The sequence below is a fragment of the Paraglaciecola sp. genome (genome assembly GCF_051252315.1).
GTDB lineage: Bacteria > Pseudomonadota > Gammaproteobacteria > Enterobacterales > Alteromonadaceae > Paraglaciecola.
This window is the reverse complement of record NZ_JBPOFP010000001.1, coordinates 78,928-101,228: the sequence shown is the minus strand read 5'-3', so window position 1 is coordinate 101,228 and position 22,301 is coordinate 78,928. Positions and strand designations below refer to the sequence as shown.

Below are 22,301 nucleotides of genomic sequence, written 5' to 3'. Positions count from 1 at the left end.
ATAAAATCAGAACCTTAATTGTTGAAAAGACAAACTTAATTCTTTAATTTAACGTTTCCCAATCTTGTATAGATTAAACTCTCGAAAATAATTGGCTTGTACTAGCCCTTGGTTAACTAATTGGGAAACGGTAATACCATCAGATTTAGTTATTAAGTTTTTATATTGTAGTTATCGGGGTATTCTATCTTTTCTGAATAAAAATCAAAGATTAAATTTTGAAAGTTGATGTTGAATAAATATGAATAAAGCCTTTTTTTTAGATCGTGATGGGGTGATCAACGAAGATAATCATTACGTGCATAAGGTGGAACAATTTAAGTTTGTTTCTGGTGTATTTGAAGCTTGCCGTTTAATTCAAGCAAAGGGCTATAAAATCATCATAGTGACGAATCAGTCGGGTATCGGTAGAGGCTATTATGATGAAAATGCTTTCTCTATTTTGACTGATTGGATGCTTAATGAATTTGAAAAAGAGCAAGTTAATATCACCGCAGTTTACTTTTGTCCGCACCACTCAGCAGCTGGGATAGGTGAATATAAAAAAGATTGTGAATGTCGAAAACCCAATTCAGGAATGTTAGTAAAAGCAGCAAATGACCATCAACTTAATTTGAGTCAGTCATCCTTGGTAGGAGACAGGTTATCAGATATCAAAGCAGGAACTCGGGCAGGCCTTAAATCTTTATATTTAATTTCAGATGATGAAGCCCAATTAGCACAAGGAAATTGCAATACAGCTCAAAGCTTATTAGATGCAGTGCAACATTATTTTAAATGATTTAGCTGACAAATTTTTGCTAAATCTAATTCGAGTATAAAACTTCATAACTAAGTTAGATTTTCATACTTTCTATGTGCTTACTTTTTGACCTGTCGTCTGCTATTCTGTTAGAAGGTAGATGAGGGTACACCTATGATTAAATTAGATAATGGTTCAAATACGTCTTTGTTGCAGCAGGTGCAGAATAAACAAGAATCTATTCTTGAAAAACTGTCGTCTGGTAAGCGTATTAACAGCGCGGCTGATGGTGCTGCTGCTCAGCAAATTATTGACAGGCTTACGTCACAAGTTGAAGGCACACGTCAAGCTGTTTCAAATGCTTATGATGGTGTGTCTTTAGCTCAAGTCGCTGAAGGTGGTTTGTCTGGTATCAATGAAGACGTCAATCGTATTCGTGAATTGTCGGTTCAAGCTGGTAATGGTATTTTAAGTGATTCTGATCGTAGTGCTATTCAAGCTGAAGTGAGTCAATTACAAGAGAATATTTCACAAACCATAGAACAAACTGAGTTTGGCGGAAAATCATTATTAAGTTCTGATGGAAATATTGATTTTCAGGTTGGGGCGAACGCAGGGCAGAAAATTGGTGTTCAAACGCAAGATGTGGCTGCCGGATTAAACGATATTTTAAATGTGGATTTAAGTACTGCTCAAGGCGCAGAAGATGCGTTAGTTGCTGCGGATAGTGCTGTTGAATTTGTAGGAAGTGCGCGGGCTGATTTAGGGGCTACTCAAAACCAATTTGAAAGTGCTGCGCGTAATTTACAACAAGCCGACGTTAATATTGCCGCTGCTAGAAGTCGTATTCAAGATACTGACTACGCACAAGCCTCTTCTGAAAAAGCCGCTAACGATATTTTGGGTGATACCAGTATCGCAGTGCAAAGTATTTCTAATCAGCAAGCTGGACAAGCTTTGTCATTGTTAAATGGTTAGATGAAAACTTGAGTTAATAAGCAGAGCAGCTAAGCTGCTCTTTTTTTTGCTTAAATAAAATACGATTACCCTCAATAAGCCAATTCTGGCTAAATTATTTTATTGCTATCCCGCCTTGAATGGTTAAAATCGTAACCATTACAGTTAATTATAAAAACATCGAAAAACTGGAGATGGCATGAGCAATGTTTTGATTATTAGTTCTGACGAAGTGCGGGCCAATAATCTAAGTACTATTCTGGCCTTTCTAGGTGACGTTTGTATGGACGTCCCATTTTCTTCAGCCATCACCACATTACAAGAGCGTCGAGATATACAGGCCATCTTGATTGATGCGGCAAATCTAGAATTAGCTTCTGAAATTAGTGAAAAATTTCCTCAACAACCTTTTATATTTATTGGTAATTTAGATGGATATGAACCAAAAGGTAATGTAGTGGGGGTGGTTGACGAGCCTGTGACTTATCCTATCTTGACGCAAATGTTACATCGCTGCCAAGAATATGTCCGCCAGCAACCTAATGCCAAAACAAGTGTTAATAACAAAACCCGTTTATTTAGAAGTTTAGTAGGTAAAAGTAAAGAAATTCAGAGTGTTAGACATTTAATTGAACAAGTTGGCCCAACTGAAGCTAATGTATTAGTACTTGGTGAATCGGGTACTGGTAAAGAAGTAGTCGCCCGGAATGTTCATTTTTTATCTAATCGCAATGATAATATTTTTATTCCAGTTAATTGTGGGGCAATACCGGGTGAGTTGTTAGAAAGCGAGCTATTTGGCCATGAAAAAGGCGCATTTACTGGAGCGGTCGGTTCTAGGAAAGGTCGTTTTGAGTTAGCCGAAGGTGGAACTTTATTTTTAGATGAAATTGGCGATATGCCATTGCAAATGCAAGTTAAGCTGCTGCGCGTGCTACAAGAGCGCACATACGAAAGAGTTGGTGGCACTAAACCGATTAAATGTAATGTGAGAGTGATTGCTGCGACTCACAGAAACTTAGAAGACATGATTGAGCAAGGTCTATTTAGAGAAGACCTGTACTACCGTCTAAACGTATTCCCTATCGAAAGCCCTGCACTGCGGGAACGAAAAGAAGATATCCCGCTTTTATTACAAGAATTAGTCTCTCGTCTTGAAACTGATAATTCACAAATTCGGTTTACTGAAACCGCGTTGACTTCACTAATGGAGCACAGTTGGGCGGGTAATGTCAGGGAGTTATCTAATCTAGTTGAACGACTTATGATTTTGTATCCAAATCGTTTAATTGATTTGGCTGATTTACCTAAAAAATATAAACATATTGAAGCCGAAACGTATGAACCAGATTATCCTGAAGAATTATTAGAGCGCGAAGCCATTAATGCTCTTTTCGGAAATAGTGATGACAGTTCATATGATGATGATAGTCAAGAAGCTGAGGTTCCGACTGTCTCTGATTTACCTGCAGAAGGGTTAAATTTAAAAGAATATATTTCTGAACTGGAAATTAGCTTGATAACTCAAGCGTTAGAACAGCAAGATTGGGTTGTCGCTAGAGCCGCAGATGCTTTAGGCATGCGTCGAACCACCCTAGTCGAAAAAATGCGTAAATACGATATTAGTAAACCTTAATTCGTTTTCCCTCCACCACTCCTACTCCTTATATATCACTCAAAGCTTAATCAATAGTCATTTCATTGACGTAGTGTATTCTCCTAATAATCATGTAACCAATTGATTATATAAGGTAATTTATTTGGCATAAGATGTGCTTTAGTCTCCTTGTAATTATTCTGTCTAAGTTTTGACACGAGGAATATATGGGGACGAACAAGATGTTAGCCGAAATCCAAACACATTCATTAACTGAGCTTAATCCGCATGGGGTTGTCGATATTGTTAACAGCACCGCCACTCAGGTTAATAATGATGAATTAGACGCTTTGCGTTCACAAGCTAATCGTTTAGAGCATTTATTGCAGGTTATGCCAGCTGGCGTAGTGGTAGTGGATGGTAAAGGTTTAGTTAAACAATCTAATGAGCTTGCAAAAAGTTTGTTAGGTGAACCTTTAGAAGGGCAAATGTGGCGCACCATAATTCAGCGCTCTTTCAAACCACAAGCAGATGATGGTCACGAGGTCTCTTTAATTGACGGGCGTAAAGTAAAGTTATCCATTACCCCTCTTGTAAAAGAGCCTGGACAACTTATCGTGTTAACTGATTTGACGGAAACCAGACAGTTACAACAGCGGATCGGTCATTTACAAAAATTATCATCTTTAGGAAAAATGGTGGCTTCGCTAGCACATCAAATTCGGACTCCTTTATCCGCTGCCATGTTGTATGCAGCAAACCTATCAAACAATACCTTGAATAAACCTTCACGGGACAAATTTAGCGACAAGTTATTATCTCGATTAAGAGATTTAGAAAGCCAAGTTAACGACATGTTGTTATTTGCCAAAAGTGGTAAAGAGCAAGTGGTGTCTGATGTGTCATTACAATCATTGATGAATGAAGTTCAGCAAGGCTCAGATGCCATGATCCAAAAGTGTCATGCAAAATTAAACTTAGTGTTACCGGATCCAGATATATGTATTTTGGGCAATAAAACAGCCTTGGCCGGAGCACTACAAAACCTTATTCATAATGCCTTAGAAATTAAACCCACCAATGCTGTTATTACCTTGTCTGCTAGTTTAGATATAGATAATTCAGATTGGGTGAATTTAACAGTCACAGATAATGGCCCAGGTATAAATGAAGCCGCACAAAAACAAGTCTTTGAACCATTCTATACCACTAAAAGTAACGGTACAGGGTTAGGACTTGCTGTGGTGAAAGGGGTTGCTCAATCTCATCAAGGGAAAGTAAAAGTCACAAACTTGTCAGACGGTGGGGCCTGTTTTTCAATTTGTCTGCCCGTTATACAAAATGAACACTTAGATTCGCCTTCAGAGAAAAAACAGTCACAACCATATTTAGCCAACGCGGCTGGGAGCTTATAACATGACTCAAGCTAAAATATTAATAGTCGAAGACGATGCAGGGCTAAGAGAAGCCTTAGTTGATACGTTGCAGCTAGGTGACTATCAAGTGGTTGAAGCCGACAGCGGTGAACAAGCTTTGATAAAACTAACTGAGCACAATATTGATCTAGTGGTCAGCGATATTCAAATGGGCGGAATGAGTGGTTTATCGTTACTTAAAAATATCAAAAATAAGTATGCTAATTTACCCATTTTATTGATGACGGCCTACGCCACTATTGATGATGCTGTTCAAGCGATGCGAGATGGCGCTACGGACTATTTGTCTAAACCATTTGCGCCAGAAGTATTACTGAATTTAGTGGGGCGTTATGCACCCGCACAAAAAGTAGAGTCTAGAACCCCCATTGTAGATGATCCCTCAAGTATCCAATTATTGGAATTATCTAAAAAAGTGGCACGTTCCGAAGCTTCAGTGATGGTGTTAGGTCCAAGTGGTTCTGGGAAAGAAGTATTAGCCAGATATATTCACGATCAATCTCCTAGAAGTGAACAGCCATTTGTGGCGATTAACTGTGCTGCCATTCCCGAGAACATGCTTGAAGCAACCTTGTTTGGATATGACAAAGGCGCCTTCACAGGAGCACTACAAGCTTGCCCAGGTAAATTTGAACAGGCACAAGGCGGTACCATTTTATTAGATGAAATTAGTGAAATGGATTTAAGCCTTCAAGCCAAGTTATTACGTGTTTTACAAGAAAAAGAAGTAGAAAGACTAGGTAGCCGTAAAACTATTTCTTTAGACGTACGGGTTGTTGCAACGAGCAACCGTAATATTAAACAAACAGTGGATAACGGTGAATTTAGAGAAGATTTGTATTATCGACTCAATGTATTTCCTCTTACGTGGTTGCCATTAGATAAACGGGCGGGTGATATTGTTCCTTTAGCCGAACATTTAATTGAGCGCCATTGCCAAAAGCAAGGTAATGCTATTCCTAAGCTTAGTGCCGCTGGTCGAAGCAAGTTATTGCAACACAATTGGCCGGGTAATGTGCGTGAATTAGAAAATGTTATTCAACGAGCGCTAATTTTGTCTGACGGACAACAAATTGATGCAATCGACCTAATGATTGAGCAGGACCTATCGTCTAATCAGCAACCTGCAGAGTCATTACCTGTTGAAGAAGATAACAGTAAATTGGGCTCTGAATTACGTCAGCAAGAGCATCAGATTATCTTAGATACGTTACAAAGTTGTAAAGGTCGCAGAAAAGATGTGGCAGAACGATTAGGTATCAGTCCGCGTACTTTACGATATAAGTTGGCTAAAATGCGTGAGGTAGGTATTGAGTTACCCGCTTAGTTAGCCCGTTAAATAACTGCTTTTCTCTTAAGTCGCCTTTCTGGCGACTTTTTTATGCTTGTTTTCTAGGCATAGTCAATAAAATGACATTGGGTTTATGTTTTTAACTTGTTGAATTTAAAGTGTTTTATTTCTTTTTTTCGGTTTGTTCTTTTTGGCATCTAGTTTGCTATTAACTTGGTTAGTAGTTTGATTTTATTGATCACACTTAGATATTGATACTGGAGTTTCCCATGGATATTAAAGCACAAGCCCTTTACCAAGAGATGCAAGGCATGGCAGCTCAAACCAAGTTAGGTTTGGGAGAAAGCAATGCCATCCAAGGAAACCCTTCATCACAAAATTTTGCTGATCTATTAGGCAACGCTTTGAACACAGTTAACGACATGCAGCTCGAATCAAAAAATAAAGCCATTGCATTTGAAATGGGTGATAAGAGTTTGAGCTTAGCGGATGTCATGGTCGCGAAAGAGAAGTCAGGTATCGCCTTCGAAGCAACGATTCAAGTGAGAAATAAAGTACTTGAAGCCTATAAACAAATTATGAACATGCCGGTTTAGGAGCTAAATAGTGGCTGAAGCAGCGAGTACCGAACTAGCCGTCTCTGACATGGGGTCAGATGTCTATGCCGATGACAATGCCGTGGAGCAAAAGTCTGGCTTCATGGATGCGATGGGAAATACTGACTTAGTACGTCAAATTACTCTTGTTGTCGCGCTAGTGATATGTGCGGCCATTGCAATATTTATTTTGATCTGGGCTCAGGAGCCTGATTATCGTCCTTTGGCCACGATGGAGACCCAAGAGTTAATAGAAACTTTGGATTATCTTGACCAAGCGCAAATAGATTATGTGTTAGAAGGTAATACGATTAGGGTTGCTTCTGATAAATATCAATCTATTAAGTTAGGGTTAGCGAGGCAGGGGTTAACCCAAACTGACTCTGGTGGTGCAGACATTATCATGCAAGACATGGGGTTTGGGGTCAGCCAACGAGTTGAAAAAGAACGTTTAAAGCACGCTCGTGAAAAACAAGTTGCGAGCACCATAGAAGAAATAAGTGCAATATCCAGAGCGAAGGTTTTATTAGCTCTACCAAAAGAAAATGTTTTTGCCCGTCGTGAGAAAAAAGCCAGTGCAACAGTTGTGGTAACACCAAGACGTGGCGCAGTTATAACCTCCCAAGAAGTTAACTCAATCATTGACATTGTCGCATCAGCCGTTCAAGGGTTAGAGCCTGACCGGGTGACAATTACTAACAGTAATGGTCGATTACTAAATTCTGGCTCTCAAGGCGCAGAGTCTGCTCGTTCTCGTAAAGAATATGAACTAGAAAAAAAGCGTGAAAATGAATACATCGAAAAAATAGATTCCATTTTAATTCCGGTTCTAGGACTGGGGAATTATACAGCGCAAGCAGATGTGTCAATGGATTTCACCTCGGTTGAACAGACTCAACGAACGTATAATCCTGATTTACCTGCTATTCGCAGTGAGATGACCGTTGAAGATAATAGTAATGGTGGAACAATTGCTGGTATTCCAGGAGCATTAACTAATCAACCTCCTCTAGACTCAACTATTCCTGAGAGAGCTTCAGGTACTAATTCATCAAGAACAACACCTGGGCGTAATCATAAAGAAGAAACCAGAAATTATGAATTAGACACAACAGTTAGCCATACAAAACAACAAGTAGGTGTGATACGCCGATTAAGTGTTTCGGTCGCATTAGATCATATTAATACCATCGCTGAAGACGGCACCATCACTAGCACTCCCAGAACACAGGCTGAACTGTTAGATATTCGTAGATTATTACAAGGTGGTATCGGTTTTGATGTAACCCGCGGTGATTCATTAGAAGTAGTCAGTATCCCATTTAGTCGCCATGATGATGTTTCTGCTGCTGAAATTCCATTCTGGGAAGATCCAACATTTGTACCTATGCTTAAAATAGGTGCCAGTGTGTTTGTGGTATCACTACTGATTATGTTTGTACTAAGACCTATGGTTCGCAAGTTAATCTACCCAGATGAAATTAAAGTTGATGATGATGATGCTGACGAAGGGTTAGACCTAGGTGACGAAACTATTAGCCTATTAGCAGAAGAGTTTGATGATTCTCAAGTGGGCTTTGCCGCAGACGGCACCTTTATGTTGCCAGATTTGCATAAAGACGAAGACGTATTAAAAGCCGTGAGAGCGTTGGTGGCGAATGAACCAGAGTTGTCATCACAAGTAGTGAAAAATTGGATGATGTTAGATGATTAATTATTGCCTAACATTTTGTTTCAGGATTGAGGATTAAACTGTGGCAGAAGAAGATGAACAGGTTGAAGAGTCCAGTTACGACGTCGGAAAACTAGAAGGGGTCGATAAAGCAGCGATCTTGTTGCTTAGTTTGACTGAAGACGATGCTGCCCAAATTCTGAAACATTTAGAACCTAAACAAGTTCAGAAGTTGGGCCAAGCTATGGCTCAAATAGATGATATGACACAGCCAAAGATTACTGCTGTGCATAAACATTTTATCGAAGAAATACAGAACTACAGCACCATAGGTTTCCAAAGTACAGACTTTGTGAAACGGGCATTAACGTCTGCTCTTGGTGAAGATAAAGCCGCAAACTTGATCGACCAAATCTTGATGGGTTCTGGCGCCAAAGGTTTAGATTCATTGAAATGGATGGATTCTAAACAGGTGGCTAGTATCATTCGAAATGAGCACCCTCAGATCCAAACTATTGTTATGTCTTATTTAGAGGCAGAACAGTCAGCTGAAATCTTAAGTCAGTTCCCTGAAAAAGTACGACTAGACTTGATGATGCGAGTGGCTAATTTAGAAGAAGTACAGCCTGCAGCACTTCAAGAATTGAACGAAATTATGGAGAAACAGTTTGCCGGACAAGCAGGTACCCAAGCAGCTAAAATGGGCGGCTTGAAATCTGCAGCAGATATCATGAACTACCTAGATACTAATATTGAAGGTCAGTTAATGGATGCTATTCGTGAACAAGACGAAGAAATGAGCCAGCAAATTCAGGATCTTATGTTTGTATTTGATAATTTATCAGATGTAGACGACCGAGCCATGCAAGCTATTCTGCGTGAAGTTCAACAAGATGCACTGCTTAAAGCCATTAAAGGTGCGGAAGACGAACTTAAAAATAAAATTACTAAAAACATGTCGAAACGTGCTGCAGACATGCTTATTGATGACTTGGAAGCTATGGGACCTGTTCGTATTAGTGAAGTTGAAACAGCTCAGAAAGAAATTTTATCGGTGGCTAGACGATTGGCAGACTCAGGCGAAATTATGCTAGGCGGTGGCGGCGGTGATGAATTCTTATAATTCATTATTGCAACAAAAGTAGACATATTGGTGTGTGATATTTATGACTGAAGAGCAAGAACCAGAATCAGTTGACGAAGACATTCAAGCATGGGAATTTCCTTACGTTGGTGAGGATAGTCAGCAATCTGATCCCAGTGTAACGAATGCGATGAATCGTCGTTCTGATTGGAAGTATGAACCTCCCGAAGAGGAAGAAGAAATACTTCCCCCTACTGCTGAAGAGATAGAAGCTATCCGCACAGCAGCTCATGCTGAAGGTTTTGCTGAAGGTAAAGAAGAAGGCAGAGCTCAAGGACATGATGAAGGATTAGCCGAAGGAAAAGAAGCTGGTTTTGCTCAAGGATTGGAAGAAGGTACGGCCCAAGGTTTTGCTACCGGTGAACAGCAGTCTGAAGAAAATAAAGAAGCATGGCAAAGTTTACTGGAAAGTTTACAAAGCCCAGTTGCAAAAGTAGATGCAGAGTTAGAACAAGAATTGGTGTTACTGGCTGTTAGCTTAGCGAAATCAGTTATTCGTAGTGAAGTAAAATCCAATTCTGATTTGATATTTCAGGCGCTCAGAGAGGGCCTCAAAGCGTTACCCATTCAAGAAAAATTTTATCAGGTACACCTTAATCCTTCTGATATTGAGTTAATCAAAAATCATTTTAGCGCAGACGAAATCACCCAGCATAAATGGCAACTAATTGAATCTGCTGAGTTATCGGCGGGGGGCTGCGAAATTATCACGCAGTCAAATGCAGTCGACGTCAGTGTAGAACGCCGAGTTAAAGATATTCTTGATAAGTTTTTGTTGGAACAAGGATTAAGTCACGTTGAGCAGAGTGACGATTAAGGTATGACGACTTCCTTATTGAGCAAGATTAAAAGTTTGCAACAACAGATCCCACAATCGCCGATTGTTGCCAGCGGAAAGCTTGTACGAGGTATTGGTTTAACGTTGGAAGCCGTGGGCTGTCAAATGCCTGTGGGCAGCCAATGTTTGGTGCAAACCATTGAAGGTGAAATCGAAGCAGAGGTGGTTGGTTTTGCTGAAAACATTACTTATTTAATGCCCACTGAAGCCGTCAAAGGGATCGTGCCAGGCTCTCGAGTACAACCTTTAAATCGAGAACAGGGATTGGCAGTAGGTATGGAGTTATTAGGCCGGGTTGTTGATGGAAATGGACAACCCTTAGATGGTCTAGGCCCCATTAAAGCAGAAAAACGAGTACCTCTTACTCGCCCTCCAATGAATCCATTAAATCGAAAACCCATTACGCAGCCTTTGGACGTTGGTGTTCGCGCCATAAACTCGATGATTACAGTGGGGACAGGACAGAGAATGGGCTTGTTTGCAGGTTCTGGTGTGGGTAAAAGTGTGTTGATGGGCATGATGACCCGCGGCACCAAAGCCGATGTTGTAGTGGTTGGCTTAGTCGGTGAAAGGGGCCGAGAGGTAAAAGAGTTTATCCAAGATATTTTAGGTGAAGAGGAGCGGCAAAAATCTGTTGTTGTCGCGTCTCCGGCAGACACCTCTCCACTGATGCGATTAAAAGGTTGTGAAACCGCGGTCACCATTGCCGAGTATTTTAGAGATCAAGGTTTAAATGTGTTGCTGCTTATCGATTCATTAACTCGGTATGCTATGGCACAGCGTGAAATAGCCTTGGCTGTAGGCGAGCCACCTGCAACCAAAGGATACCCACCGTCAGTATTTGCAAGATTACCCGCTTTGGTAGAAAGAGCTGGTAATGGCAATGAAAATCAAGGTTCTATTACCGCATTTTACACTGTGTTAACCGAAGGAGATGATTTACAGGATCCCATTGCTGATGCTGCAAGAGCAATATTAGATGGGCATATAGTGTTATCTCGAAACTTAGCTGATTCCGGACATTATCCTGCGATTGATATCGAAGCTTCGATAAGCCGTGTTATGCCTATGGTGGTGTCTGAAGAGCATGTTCAAAATGCCAGACGTGTGCGTCAGGTGTATTCAAACTATCAGCAAAATAAAGATTTAATAAACATCGGAGCTTATACCAAAGGTACTGACCCTCGAGTTGATTTAGCGATCAATGCAGAACCAGCCATTAACGCATTTTTACAACAAGGTATGCAGCAAATTTTAGATTTTGAACAAAGTGTAGGATCCATGACCACATTGAGTGGCGGTTTAGGAACAGGTTAATTTTATGTCGAATTCACAATTACAACTAGTAGCCGATTGGGAACGCCAGAAAGAACAAAAGTTAAGTCAGGATTTCCAAGTCGCTCAACATTATGCTTTGGAAAACAAACAGAAGTTATCAGGATTAGAAGATTATCGCCTAGATTATTTGCGCCAAGCACAAGTTAAAGCCACTGAAGGTGTAGGCAGTCAAACTTTTAGTCAGCATCAGCAATTTATCGGAAAGCTAGATAAAGCTTGTGAATTGCAAATGCAGAATGTAAATCAAGCTGTTGTGGTCGCTGATCAACGCAAATCACAATGGTTAAAACAACAACAAAAAAGAAAAGCGGTGGAAATGTTATTAGAAAAACAAGCGTTAGCCAAACTGAAGTTAGAACAAAAAGAAGAACAAATGATGTTGGATGAAATGTCCATTCAAAAGTTTATTCGTCGTTAAAATAATAGATTTTAATAGAGTTGGAATAGTCTTTGCTCTATTCATCACATAGAACAAAATTACTCATTATAGTTTTGTTCAAATTATATCAATGTGATGTTACTTATTCGATGTTTTAGATTAAAAGTCATAAAAATTAATAAGTTAACTAGTCATCTTTAATTTGAAGGATGTGTTTAGAATGATGCAACAAGTTGCCACTACAAAATCAGAAATTGCCGCTATTGCCACAAGTGTTGGTCAAGAACTGCAATTGGATTCTGGCTTAAGCCAAGATTTTGAACAAATGTTGCAGGACCAACAACGCAAAGAATTTGCACTTAGCACACCATCTAAAAAAGATAATCATGATAATGCAGATAAAGTGGATAAGCCCACTGTAAGCTCGGCCAAAAAAGCTTCCGAGCAAGAAGAGGCACAAAAAACCGAGTCGGAAGTACAATCTCAATATGCTCCCAGTCAAAATGCTTCTAGTCAAAGTACAGCCGCTCAAAGTAAAACTGCAGATGAAAAAAAGGCTAAAGCCGAAGAAAGTAGTACGCCAAAAACCGAAGAATTTAGTAAGTCAAAAAATGAAGATAAATTTGCACTTCAAGAGCCTACTGAATTTGTTAATGAACAAAATAGTGATTCAACTCTGTTAATCGACAACCAATCAGCCCAGGAACCTGTTAATAAAAAAACGATTGGTATCAGTACACAAGAGCCTCAAATCTTGACCTATCTAGAGGAAAAGACTTCATCTGACAAGGCTATTACCCAAAGTACGAATGCGAATGAATGGGTCGATTTAGTGGGTAACTTACAAAAACTTTCGAGTTTGGCTGAGGCTTCTGTTAAGCCAGTTGTAAATAAACAAATTGAAGAAAACCACCTAGTCGCTAAAGCTTCTGTTGAAAACACAAGTGAATATGAAGGTGCGGTAGATGAGATTGTAAAGAAATTATTAGCAGGGTTATCCAATGATGATTCTTCTAAACCAAAAGCTAAATTAGATTCTGACGAAAAAATACAATTTTCCCTTGAAGAGATGATTAAACAACCTGACGTGTTAAAGCAGGTGTTAGGTGCAATCAATAGTCTGACTAATCAAGAACAATCCGACGTGACCGGGGGGGACTTACAACGAGTTGAATCTATCGATGCAGAGTCGCTTTTACAATCCGATAAAAATATAGCGTTGTTAGCCTCTCTTTTGAATTTAGAAGCCGCGAAAAATAATGCACCAGAAGAGACCTCAGTTGTAGGTGAATCTAATACGCCAGAAGAGAACTTGGTTGCTGATGAATCTTTATTATTAGAACAAAGTAACTTTTTGAACAATCAGAAATCCGATGAAACTCAGGATCTAGTCCCACATACAAACAACAAGGTTAAAAACTCAATATCAGCAAGTGAAAACAGCGTTATAACAGAACAAATAAACACAGTCGTGACTGATGCTGCGGTTAAACCTTCTGTGGTAAAAATTATAGCAAACTTACCCGAAGCTAAACAAAACGCGGTGCTGACTAATATTGCTAAACAATTGTTAGGATCTGAGCAAGTCACAGAAAATAAACTAACGGCCACGTTAGACAATGTGGCTAAATCCGAACTATCAGATCTAGTCAGTAACGCTTCATCTCCGATAAAAGAGTTTATAGGTGCGTTGAAATCAGGTGTGTCTGAATTTAAGTCTCAATTATCACAAGGCCGTGAACCAGGGATGGATTTAAAATCATTGGTGAGCGAGTCCCTGAACAAAGTAATTGAATCTAACCCTAACGTTAAGATAGCAAATAACAGTGAACAAGTATTAAACGGTATTTCTCAATTAATAGATTTTTCATCGAGTTTGAACCGCAGTATTGAACAGCAATTACCTGCTCAGTCACAAACTTATAACGCAATGTTAAGAGATGTATCTCAAATTCAAGGCGAACAAACTAAACAAACACAAATAAGCCAATTAGAAACTAAGTTTGAGAAAGCGGTGAACATAGCTAAGCCCGAAGGATTACAGCAGCTAGCCGAAAAAGTTCGCTGGATGGCAAATAGTAGAAATTTAGTGGCTGAAATTCGACTAGATCCCGCGGACTTAGGCTCTGTTCATGTCAAAGTCGCGATGTCGGGAGATTCGGCGACAGTTAATTTTGTGGTGCAATCACAACATGCTCGTGAGGCCATGGATAATGCGACACCTAGATTAAGGGAAATGTTAGCCGAAAAAGGCATTGAACTCGGACAATCTTCTGTTAAACAAGAATCCGGAACACAACAACAAAAAGAACAAGGTGAATTGGCAGGTAAAGCAAACTCTGTAAATGAAGAAAACGAAGAAGTAGACGCAGCGGAGCATAGTGAAATACAACAAAGAGTGGTGAACGGATCGTTAGGTGGGATTGATTATTTTGCCTAATTACTTACAAACTGCTTTGCCTATTGTCATTTGCAGATGATAATGAAGAATATACTAAATAAATTGAGAGCAGGTCATGGCTGAAGAAGAATTACAAATGGAAGAAGGTGGCAAAAAGAAGGGCAAGCTACTAATTATCATTATTGCTGTTGTGGTTTTAATTGCTGGCGGTGGCGCTGCTTATTTCTTTTTAATGGGCTCTGATGAACCGGTTACATCAGAAGAAATGCTTGAAGATGAGTTTGATCCAGATGCAGGTGCTGAGGGAGAGCCTCTTTCTTCTTCAACGGTTAAAACAGGTAGTGCTTTGTATGTTGGCATGCCTAGACCGTTTGTTTTTAATGTACCAGGCTCAACCCGTGACCGTTTAGTCGAAATTAAAGTGCAGTTAATGATGCGTGGTTCGGATAACGAAGAAGAAGCTAAAATGCATATTCCTTTAATTGAAGGAGCATTATTAAGAACGTTTAGTACGGCTAATGCTGATGATTTAGTGACGGAAGCTGGAAAAATTGCCATTCGTGAAAGTGCTTTGACTGAAGTGCAAAAAACTTTGGTGGACATTACCGGAAACAAAGTGATTGAAGAAGTATTATTCACTGGCTTTGTCATGCAATGATACGACTAATAATATAATGCTAATAACGAAAGTGAGAAATTAGTGTGAGCGATTTATTATCCCAAGACGAAATTGATGCGCTACTACATGGTGTTGATGATGTTGAAGAAGAAGAAGTAGGCGATGTTGAATCTGATGGTTCGGCGATGCAGTATGACTTTTCTTCTCAGGATCGAATCGTTCGTGGGCGAATGCCAACGCTTGAAATTGTAAATGAACGATTTGCACGTCATATGCGAGTCAGTCTATTTAACATGATGCGACGATCAGCTGAGGTTTCGATTAACGGTATTCAAATGACCAAGTTTGGCGAATATATCCATACTTTATTTGTACCTACAAGTTTAAATATGGTTCGTTTTCGTCCGTTAAAAGGCACAGGGCTTATCACCATGGAAGCTCGACTAGTATTCATTTTAGTTGATAACTTTTTTGGGGGAGATGGCCGTTATCACGCCAAAATTGAAGGTCGTGAATTTACGCCTACTGAACGCCGTATTATCCAAATGTTGCTCAAATTAATTTTTGAAGATTATAAAGAAGCTTGGGCTCCAGTGATGGACGTTTCTTTTGAATACTTAGATTCAGAAGTAAACCCAGCTATGGCAAATATCGTCAGCCCAACAGAAGTGGTTGTTATCAGTTCATTTCATATTGAATTAGATGGTGGTGGTGGTGATTTCCACGTGTCATTGCCTTATTCAATGTTAGAACCCATCCGTGAATTATTAGATGCGGGTGTGCAAAGTGATAAAGAAGATACTGATTTACGTTGGAGTAAAGCGCTTCGCGACGAAATCATGGATGTAAAAGTGGCGCTATCTACCCATATGATGGATGTAGAATTATCACTTCAAGAGGTTATGGATTTAGAACCTGGACATATAATCCCTATTGAAATGCCAGAGCATATAACAGTGCTTATTGAAGACTTACCTACTTTTAGGGCAAAAATGGGACGTTCTAGAGATAATGTCGCCTTAAAGATTACTGAAAAAATCCCGCGGCCGACTTCAGTGAAGTCAGAGCTGCAATTGTTAACCAAAGGCGGTCGCCGAATTGATAGTGACGCTGAACTACAAACTCTAGAAGATGATTTGTAGCACCTTTAGCCTGTATGGAGCAAAATTATGAGTGAAGAAGACGGTTTAGATGATTGGGCTGCAGCTATGGCTGAGCAAGCTGATGAAGAAGCCAAAGATGGTGAAGAGGCTGCTAGTTCTGACGAATTTGGTTTAGGTGCAGAAGTCGCTGAATTAGATGAATTGGAAGAAGACCAAGAGATCACGCCTAAAGAAAAACGTAAATTGGATACCATTTTAGATATTCCTGTCACTATTTCTATGGAAGTCGGCAGAAGTAATATTAGCATCCGAAATTTACTCCAATTAAACCAAGGTTCTGTTGTTGAATTAGACCGAGTTGCTGGTGAGCCATTAGATGTTTTGGTAAATGGCACGTTGATTGCTCATGGAGAAGTAGTAGTGGTCAACGATAAATTTGGTATTCGATTAACTGATGTTATTAGTCAACTGGAAAGAATCAAAAAGCTTAGGTAAACAAAACTCATATAAAACATGGGGTTGGTTCACTCTGGCTGCATGTTTTATACTCCCTTTTAGTGCTCATGCAGAGCCAGAAAGCTTCTCTAACCCAACTTCAATAGTGTCAATTTTCCTTTCTTTATTGCTGGTTATTGCGGTTGTTTTTATGCTGGCGTTTGTAATGCGTCGGTTTAATGTCACTTCTTCAGGTACATCTCAACTTAAAGTTGTCACTTCAATAATGGCAGGAACGCGAGAACGTGTTCTAGTGATTCAGGTGGGAGACGAGCAACATTTATTAGGTGTGACAGCTCAGAACATTAATCATTTAGCAAAGCTGGATAAAAACTTAGATTCTTCTCCTGCAAATAATAACGATAAATTTAAAGATAAATTAACCACTCTCATGGCTGGAAAACTAAACCCAGCACTCCAAAAGAACACCGATGTTAGCGCCAAAGATCAAGGAGATAAGCATGAAAGATAAGTTCATCAAGGTGGGACTTTTTGTCTTATTAACTTTGATTAGTACGTCTGTGTTAGCTGAACCTGGGATCCCTGCGTTAACTTTGACCGATAACGCTGATGGTAGTAAAGACTACACCATGACATTACAAGTTGTGGCTATCATGACGTCGCTGAGTTTATTGCCCGCTTTTATCATGATGATGACTTCATTCACACGTATAATAATAGTTTTGTCTATATTGCGTCAGGCTATAGGTCTACAGCAATCACCTTCAAACCAAATATTAGTTGGTGTGAGTTTATTTTTATCTATGTTCATTATGGCTCCCGTATTTGAAAAGATAAATGAAACCGCATTACAGCCCTATTTGAATGAAGAAATCACCTCAATTCAAGCTTATGAATTGGGTAAAGAACCTTTGCGGGCTTTTATGTTGTCGCAGACTAGGGTGAAAGACTTAGAAACCTTCGTGCAAATTGGTGGTATGGAAGACCAGTTCCAAGATCCGCAAGATGTGCCTATGAACGTGTTGATCCCCGCTTTTGTTACCAGTGAGTTAAAAACCGCGTTTCAAATTGGTTTTATGTTATTTATTCCATTTTTGATTTTAGATTTAGTAGTGGCCTCAATATTAATGGCAATGGGTATGATGATGCTTTCGCCTATGATTGTGTCATTACCCTTTAAATTAATGTTATTTGTATTGGTTGATGGCTGGAACCTGATATTTGGTACGTTAGCTAACAGTTTTGGAATGGGAGTCTGACCTATGAGTCCAGAAACGTTTGTAGAAATACTCAAAGAAGCATTACAAATGGTCATAATTCTCGTCTCGGCCATTATTCTCCCCAGTCTTTTTGTCGGTTTAATTGTTGCGGTGTTTCAAGCGGCGACTTCTATTAACGAACAAACCATGAGTTTCTTACCTCGATTAATTGTGACACTGCTGGCACTTAGTTGGGGAGGGCATTGGTTGGTTAATAAACTAATGGACTTTACCTTTACTATGGTTGAGCGTATTCCTGAGGTTGTTGGGTAACTCCGTGTTTTTTATCGTTGAGGTGCTTTAGATGATGGCTGTAGAAATTGAAACCATCATGCAATATATGGCTGATTTATTACTGCCATTTATGCGCATTTCAGGTTTATTTGCCGCTATGGTCGGACTGAGTGCTAAGAGTGTTCCCAATACAACCAGAGCCTTGTTAACATTGTTTTTAGCGGTATTGATTATCCCGGTAATTCCTCCAGTTAAAGTAGTTGAGTTGGTTTCTGTCGGTACTTTTTTATTAGTCATCCAACAAATCATAATAGGTGTGGCCTTAGGGTTTATATCTAATATGGTGTTGAATACCTTTGTGTTGGCTGGTCAGGTAGTTGCCATGCAAACAGGTTTAGGTTTTGCATCTATTGTTGACCCGGTAAATGGGATCAATGTGCCGGCTGTAGGACAGTTTTATTTAATCTTAGCTACCCTATTATTTTGGGCCTTAGACGGACATTTAGCCATGATCCGTATGATTGTTTTGAGTTTTGAGGCTTTCCCAATTGGCGAGGCATGGTTTGCACCTGAACAGTTTAGAGATATAGCTCATTGGGCCGGTTGGATGTTTATTTCGGCTTTAACTTTGTCGTTAGCTCCTATTGTGTCATTGCTTATTGTTAACCTAGCATTTGGTGTGATGACCAAAGCGGCTCCACAATTGAACATTTTTAGTATTGGATTTTCAATCGCACAAATTATGGGGTTACTGATAATTTGGTTAACCTTAGATAACTTAACTCACCATTTCACTGTGATGTGGGACAGGGCACAAACCATGATGTGTCAACTTGTCCTAGTGTGTCCATGATAGTGAATTTAATTTAGGGAGGGTTGAACATGGCTGATAGTAACGAAAAAACAGAAGAACCCACCGCGAAAAAAACCGCGGATGCCAGAAAAAAAGGCCAAATTGCTCGCTCTAAAGAGTTATCTACTACGCTGGTCCTAGTTTTTAGTGCCATTTCTTTTATTTTTATGGGCTCAGAAATCGCCAGTGCCATATTTGAGGTGACTCAACGTACTTTCACTTTATCTCGGGACGAAACTTATGACTTAACCCATATGTTTCAAGCATGGGGGTATGCATTTGAAACGATTAGTTTTCCAGTGTTGGCATACATGGTGATAGTAACCATAGCCGGGATCTACGGTAATATCGCATTGGGTGGTTATAATTTCACTTGGCAAGCCGCGGCGCCCAAAGCGCAAAAAATTAGCCCCATCGCTGGATTCAAACGAATGTTTGGTATGAATAGTTTGGTTGAATTACTTAAAGCTATCGCCAAGTTTTTTGTCGTCGCAGCCATGGCTTATGTTGCTCTAAATATATTTAGGGACGAAGCATTACACTTAGATATGGAACTATATCCACTTAATTTATTTCATGCGTTAGAGTTAATCTCTTGGAGTTTTTTAATTCTTTGTTGTGCGTTAATTCCAATTGCCGCTTTTGATGTGCCTTATCAAAGTTATAAACATAACAAAGAAATGAAGATGTCCTTACAGGAAGTCAAAGACGAAAGAAAAAATGCGGATGGTGATCCGCAAGTAAAAGGGCGAATTCGTAAATTACAATATCAAGCCGCTGCAAACCGTATGATGCAAGAAGTACCCACTGCGGATGTTGTCGTGACTAACCCGACTCACTATTCAGTGGCATTAAAATACGATCAAAATGGTACTAAAGCTCCCACTTTAGTTGCCAAAGGTGTTGATGAGCTCGCTATGCACATTCGTAAAATAGCCAACGGTAATGACGTGCCTATCATTGCATCTCCAATGTTAGCTAGGGCTATTTATTATTCGACCGAAGCTGAACATGAAATTCCCGAAAAATTATTTATGGCTGTGGCACAAGTATTGGCTTATGTGTATCAATTAAAAGCTTATAAAAATGGTAAAGGCAAAAAACCTGATCCCTTACAAAAAGATTTACCTATCCCACCTGAGTTAAGACGATAACCTAAGAAAGTTTAATCAATGCTGTGCATGAAACGCACTAATTAAAGTGTTTTCAACGAATTGGCTTGGTAGTTGCTATCACTAAGGTTAATCGTAAATAAATACAGAAAGCGTCAATTTTTCGTTTATGGAATTAACTTCTTATTTAAATAGGTTCGATAAAAAACACTTCAAGAACGCTGCTTCTGGGCTTGGCGCTCCTATTGTTCTATTGGCCATTATGGGCATGGTTATTTTACCCATGCCAGCATTTCTGTTAGATATATTATTTAGTTTCAATATAGCCTTGTCGCTTGTTGTCATTTTGGTTTCAGTGTTTACCAAAAAGCCAGTTGATTTTGGTATTTTTCCTCTTGTTTTATTGATTGCTACAGTACTGCGACTTGCATTAAATGTGGCTTCAACTCGCATAGTGTTATTAGAAGGCCATGAAGGTGGGGCGGCAGCCGGTAAGGTTATCGAAGCTTTTGGTGCAGTGGTTATCGGCGGCAACTATGCCGTAGGTATAGTGGTATTTGCCATACTACTCATTATTAACTTTAAAGTGGTGACAGCGGGTGCTGGACGTATATCTGAAGTGAGTGCTCGCTTTACATTGGATGCTATGCCCGGTAAACAAATGGCAATCGATGCGGATTTAAATGCAGGGTTTATTGATTCAGATGAGGCCCGTAAACGTCGTCTTGAAATAACCTCTGAAGCTGATTTTTATGGCTCAATGGACGGTGCATCTAAATTTGTAAAAGGTGATGCCGTTGCGGGTCTATTCATTATGTTAATAAACATAGTGGGTGGACTGTTTATTGGCATGATCCAGCATGACTTGGCATTTTCCGACGCCATTGAAATTTATACTTTGTTAACTATTGGTGACGGCTTAGTTGCGCAAATACCTTCTCTTTTATTATCTGTTGCCACAGCAATAATTGTCACACGTGAAAATGACTCACAGGAGATGGGGCAAGAATTAACTAAGCAGTTGGGAAATCAGCAAGCTCTGTATATTACCGCTGGCATTTTATTTGTAATGGGTATTGTACCTGGTATGCCCCATGTGGCATTTTTAGGATTTAGTGCGGTTGTAGCAGGTTTCGCTTATTACAGCCACTGGGCTGCAGAAAAGAAGGCTAATGAACCTGAAGAATTAGCAAACCTACCTGAGCAAAGCCAGCAACCTCAAGAGATAAAAGAACTAGGTTGGGATGATGTGCAACATGTTGACACTATTGGCCTAGAAGTTGGTTACAGGTTAATCCCTTTGGTTGATAAAGCACAAGGTGGTGAACTATTAACGCGCATCAAAGGTGTACGTAAGAAACTTTCTCAAGAATTAGGTTTTTTGATCCCTCCTGTACATATTCGAGACAACCTTGATCTAAGCCCGAATAATTACACCATAGCTATGATGGGGGTCACTGTTGGCGAGTCTGAACTGAGCCATGATGATGAGTTAGCCATTAACCCCGGACAGGTGTTTGGTAAGCTTGAAGGTAAAGCTACTACTGATCCCGCGTTTGGTTTAGAAGCTGTATGGATCAAAGGAAATCAAAGAGAACATGCCCAAACGTTAGGGTATACAGTCGTAGATGCGGCAACTGTGGTTGCTACCCACCTTAGCCAATTATTGACTAATAATGCTTATCAATTATTAGGACATGAAGAAGTTCAACAGTTATTAGATTTATTGGCTAAACAAAGTCCCAAATTGGTAGAAGGTTTAGTACCTGACGTATTGCCACTAAGCACAGTGGTGAAAGTATTACAGACATTATTATATGAAGGTGTGCCTATTCGTGACATGCGTAGCATAGTGCAAACTTTATGTGAATTTGGGCCGAAAAGTCAGGATCCTGACGTTTTAGTATCAGCTGTTCGAATCTCCCTTAAGCGTTTAATCGTGCAGGAAATTAACGCTGGCGAAGCCGAAATCCCGGTCATAACTTTGGCTCCAGAATTGGAACAAATGTTGCACCAGTCTCTTCAAGCTGGTGGGGCTGACGGTGCTGGAATAGAGCCTGGTTTAGCTGAGCGTTTACAAGGTTCGTTAAATGAAGCTAGTCAACAACAAGAATTAGCTGGAGAACCAGCTGTGTTATTAACCTCGGGCATGTTGCGACCTGTATTGTCGAAGTTCTTAAAACATGCCGTGAGTGGATTACATGTATTGTCATATCAGGAAATTCCTGATGATAAACAAATTAAAATAGTCAGTGCCGTGGGTCAATAATATGA

At 39.7% G+C, this 22,301-nt stretch carries 21 protein-coding genes; all 21 read left to right on the top strand.

Going from position 1 to position 22,301, the window contains the following annotated elements; translation table 11 throughout:
• The first annotated feature begins 241 nt into the window (after positions 1-241).
• The 21 genes from gmhB (at position 242) to flhA (ending at position 22,296) form a co-directional block, all read left to right on the top strand.
• Positions 242-781: a D-glycero-beta-D-manno-heptose 1,7-bisphosphate 7-phosphatase gene (gene gmhB / locus ACSHXM_RS00455; RefSeq protein WP_435686725.1), complete on the top strand. Its 540-nt coding sequence runs from the start codon at positions 242-244 to the stop codon at positions 779-781.
• 135 nt (positions 782-916) lie between these two features.
• Positions 917-1,720: a flagellin gene (locus ACSHXM_RS00450; protein ID WP_435686724.1), complete on the top strand. Its 804-nt coding sequence runs from the start codon at positions 917-919 to the stop codon at positions 1,718-1,720.
• 178 nt (positions 1,721-1,898) lie between these two features.
• Positions 1,899-3,335 (top strand): sigma-54 dependent transcriptional regulator, encoded by a 1,437-nt coding sequence (locus ACSHXM_RS00445; RefSeq protein WP_435686722.1) that lies wholly within the window; start codon positions 1,899-1,901, stop codon positions 3,333-3,335.
• Between the two features lie 188 nt (positions 3,336-3,523).
• Positions 3,524-4,711, top strand: a complete 1,188-nt coding sequence (locus ACSHXM_RS00440) for a sensor histidine kinase (RefSeq protein WP_435686721.1) — start codon at positions 3,524-3,526, stop codon at positions 4,709-4,711.
• Position 4,712: 1 nt separating this feature from the next.
• Positions 4,713-6,059 carry a sigma-54-dependent transcriptional regulator gene (locus ACSHXM_RS00435; RefSeq protein WP_435686720.1) on the top strand — a complete coding sequence of 449 codons (1,347 nt, stop codon included), beginning with the start codon at positions 4,713-4,715 and terminating at the stop codon, positions 6,057-6,059.
• Between the two features lie 233 nt (positions 6,060-6,292).
• Entirely contained in the window at positions 6,293-6,619 is a 327-nt protein-coding gene (gene fliE / locus ACSHXM_RS00430) for a flagellar hook-basal body complex protein FliE (RefSeq protein WP_235314319.1), read from the top strand.
• A gap of 10 nt (positions 6,620-6,629) precedes the next feature.
• The gene (gene fliF, locus ACSHXM_RS00425) at positions 6,630-8,333 is read left to right on the top strand and encodes a flagellar basal-body MS-ring/collar protein FliF (RefSeq protein ID WP_435686719.1); all 1,704 of its coding nucleotides are present in this window, start codon (positions 6,630-6,632) and stop codon (positions 8,331-8,333) included.
• A gap of 40 nt (positions 8,334-8,373) precedes the next feature.
• Entirely contained in the window at positions 8,374-9,414 is a 1,041-nt protein-coding gene (gene fliG / locus ACSHXM_RS00420; protein WP_435686718.1) for a flagellar motor switch protein FliG, read from the top strand.
• A gap of 43 nt (positions 9,415-9,457) precedes the next feature.
• A complete protein-coding gene (gene fliH, locus ACSHXM_RS00415; RefSeq protein ID WP_435686717.1) occupies positions 9,458-10,252 on the top strand; it encodes a flagellar assembly protein FliH in 795 nt (264 codons plus the stop codon).
• A 3-nt stretch (positions 10,253-10,255) separates the two neighbouring features.
• Positions 10,256-11,590, top strand: coding sequence for a flagellar protein export ATPase FliI (gene fliI, locus ACSHXM_RS00410; RefSeq protein ID WP_435686715.1), 1,335 nt, complete (start codon positions 10,256-10,258; stop codon positions 11,588-11,590).
• 4 nt (positions 11,591-11,594) lie between these two features.
• On the top strand, positions 11,595-12,029 hold the full coding sequence (gene fliJ / locus ACSHXM_RS00405) for a flagellar export protein FliJ (RefSeq protein WP_435686714.1): 435 nt from the start codon (positions 11,595-11,597) through the stop codon (positions 12,027-12,029).
• Positions 12,030-12,210: 181 nt separating this feature from the next.
• Positions 12,211-14,430: a flagellar hook-length control protein FliK gene (locus ACSHXM_RS00400; RefSeq protein ID WP_435686713.1), complete on the top strand. Its 2,220-nt coding sequence runs from the start codon at positions 12,211-12,213 to the stop codon at positions 14,428-14,430.
• A 76-nt stretch (positions 14,431-14,506) separates the two neighbouring features.
• On the top strand, positions 14,507-15,049 hold the full coding sequence (gene fliL / locus ACSHXM_RS00395; protein ID WP_435686711.1) for a flagellar basal body-associated protein FliL: 543 nt from the start codon (positions 14,507-14,509) through the stop codon (positions 15,047-15,049).
• A gap of 44 nt (positions 15,050-15,093) precedes the next feature.
• On the top strand, positions 15,094-16,152 hold the full coding sequence (gene fliM / locus ACSHXM_RS00390; RefSeq protein WP_435686709.1) for a flagellar motor switch protein FliM: 1,059 nt from the start codon (positions 15,094-15,096) through the stop codon (positions 16,150-16,152).
• Between the two features lie 27 nt (positions 16,153-16,179).
• On the top strand, positions 16,180-16,608 hold the full coding sequence (fliN, locus tag ACSHXM_RS00385) for a flagellar motor switch protein FliN (RefSeq protein ID WP_435686708.1): 429 nt from the start codon (positions 16,180-16,182) through the stop codon (positions 16,606-16,608).
• Entirely contained in the window at positions 16,568-17,080 is a 513-nt protein-coding gene (gene fliO / locus ACSHXM_RS00380; RefSeq protein ID WP_435686707.1) for a flagellar biosynthetic protein FliO, read from the top strand. Before fliN ends, fliO begins: the two co-directional genes overlap by 41 nt.
• The gene (gene fliP / locus ACSHXM_RS00375; protein ID WP_435686706.1) at positions 17,070-17,828 is read left to right on the top strand and encodes a flagellar type III secretion system pore protein FliP; all 759 of its coding nucleotides are present in this window, start codon (positions 17,070-17,072) and stop codon (positions 17,826-17,828) included. Before fliO ends, fliP begins: the two co-directional genes overlap by 11 nt.
• Before the next feature lie 3 nt (positions 17,829-17,831).
• Positions 17,832-18,101 carry a flagellar biosynthesis protein FliQ gene (gene fliQ, locus ACSHXM_RS00370; protein WP_435686705.1) on the top strand — a complete coding sequence of 90 codons (270 nt, stop codon included), beginning with the start codon at positions 17,832-17,834 and terminating at the stop codon, positions 18,099-18,101.
• Between the two features lie 34 nt (positions 18,102-18,135).
• Entirely contained in the window at positions 18,136-18,915 is a 780-nt protein-coding gene (fliR, locus tag ACSHXM_RS00365) for a flagellar biosynthetic protein FliR (protein WP_435686729.1), read from the top strand.
• A 29-nt stretch (positions 18,916-18,944) separates the two neighbouring features.
• Entirely contained in the window at positions 18,945-20,069 is a 1,125-nt protein-coding gene (flhB, locus tag ACSHXM_RS00360; RefSeq protein WP_435686703.1) for a flagellar biosynthesis protein FlhB, read from the top strand.
• 127 nt (positions 20,070-20,196) lie between these two features.
• The gene (gene flhA / locus ACSHXM_RS00355) at positions 20,197-22,296 is read left to right on the top strand and encodes a flagellar biosynthesis protein FlhA (protein WP_435686702.1); all 2,100 of its coding nucleotides are present in this window, start codon (positions 20,197-20,199) and stop codon (positions 22,294-22,296) included.
• Positions 22,297-22,301 lie beyond the last annotated feature (5 nt).

Coding starts and splice junctions, on each gene's coding strand:
- fliN (WP_435686708.1), top strand. CDS start 16,180: ATGAGTGAAGAAGACGGTTTAGATGATTGGGCTGCAGCTATGGCTGAG.
- fliJ (WP_435686714.1), top strand. CDS start 11,595: ATGTCGAATTCACAATTACAACTAGTAGCCGATTGGGAACGCCAGAAA.
- fliE (WP_235314319.1), top strand. CDS start 6,293: ATGGATATTAAAGCACAAGCCCTTTACCAAGAGATGCAAGGCATGGCA.
- ACSHXM_RS00445 (WP_435686722.1), top strand. CDS start 1,899: ATGAGCAATGTTTTGATTATTAGTTCTGACGAAGTGCGGGCCAATAAT.
- ACSHXM_RS00435 (WP_435686720.1), top strand. CDS start 4,713: ATGACTCAAGCTAAAATATTAATAGTCGAAGACGATGCAGGGCTAAGA.
- fliP (WP_435686706.1), top strand. CDS start 17,070: ATGAAAGATAAGTTCATCAAGGTGGGACTTTTTGTCTTATTAACTTTG.
- gmhB (WP_435686725.1), top strand. CDS start 242: ATGAATAAAGCCTTTTTTTTAGATCGTGATGGGGTGATCAACGAAGAT.
- flhA (WP_435686702.1), top strand. CDS start 20,197: ATGGAATTAACTTCTTATTTAAATAGGTTCGATAAAAAACACTTCAAG.
- fliH (WP_435686717.1), top strand. CDS start 9,458: ATGACTGAAGAGCAAGAACCAGAATCAGTTGACGAAGACATTCAAGCA.
- ACSHXM_RS00450 (WP_435686724.1), top strand. CDS start 917: ATGATTAAATTAGATAATGGTTCAAATACGTCTTTGTTGCAGCAGGTG.
- fliR (WP_435686729.1), top strand. CDS start 18,136: ATGGCTGTAGAAATTGAAACCATCATGCAATATATGGCTGATTTATTA.
- ACSHXM_RS00440 (WP_435686721.1), top strand. CDS start 3,524: ATGGGGACGAACAAGATGTTAGCCGAAATCCAAACACATTCATTAACT.
- flhB (WP_435686703.1), top strand. CDS start 18,945: ATGGCTGATAGTAACGAAAAAACAGAAGAACCCACCGCGAAAAAAACC.
- fliQ (WP_435686705.1), top strand. CDS start 17,832: ATGAGTCCAGAAACGTTTGTAGAAATACTCAAAGAAGCATTACAAATG.
- fliL (WP_435686711.1), top strand. CDS start 14,507: ATGGCTGAAGAAGAATTACAAATGGAAGAAGGTGGCAAAAAGAAGGGC.
- fliI (WP_435686715.1), top strand. CDS start 10,256: ATGACGACTTCCTTATTGAGCAAGATTAAAAGTTTGCAACAACAGATC.
- ACSHXM_RS00400 (WP_435686713.1), top strand. CDS start 12,211: ATGATGCAACAAGTTGCCACTACAAAATCAGAAATTGCCGCTATTGCC.
- fliO (WP_435686707.1), top strand. CDS start 16,568: ATGTTATTAGTCAACTGGAAAGAATCAAAAAGCTTAGGTAAACAAAAC.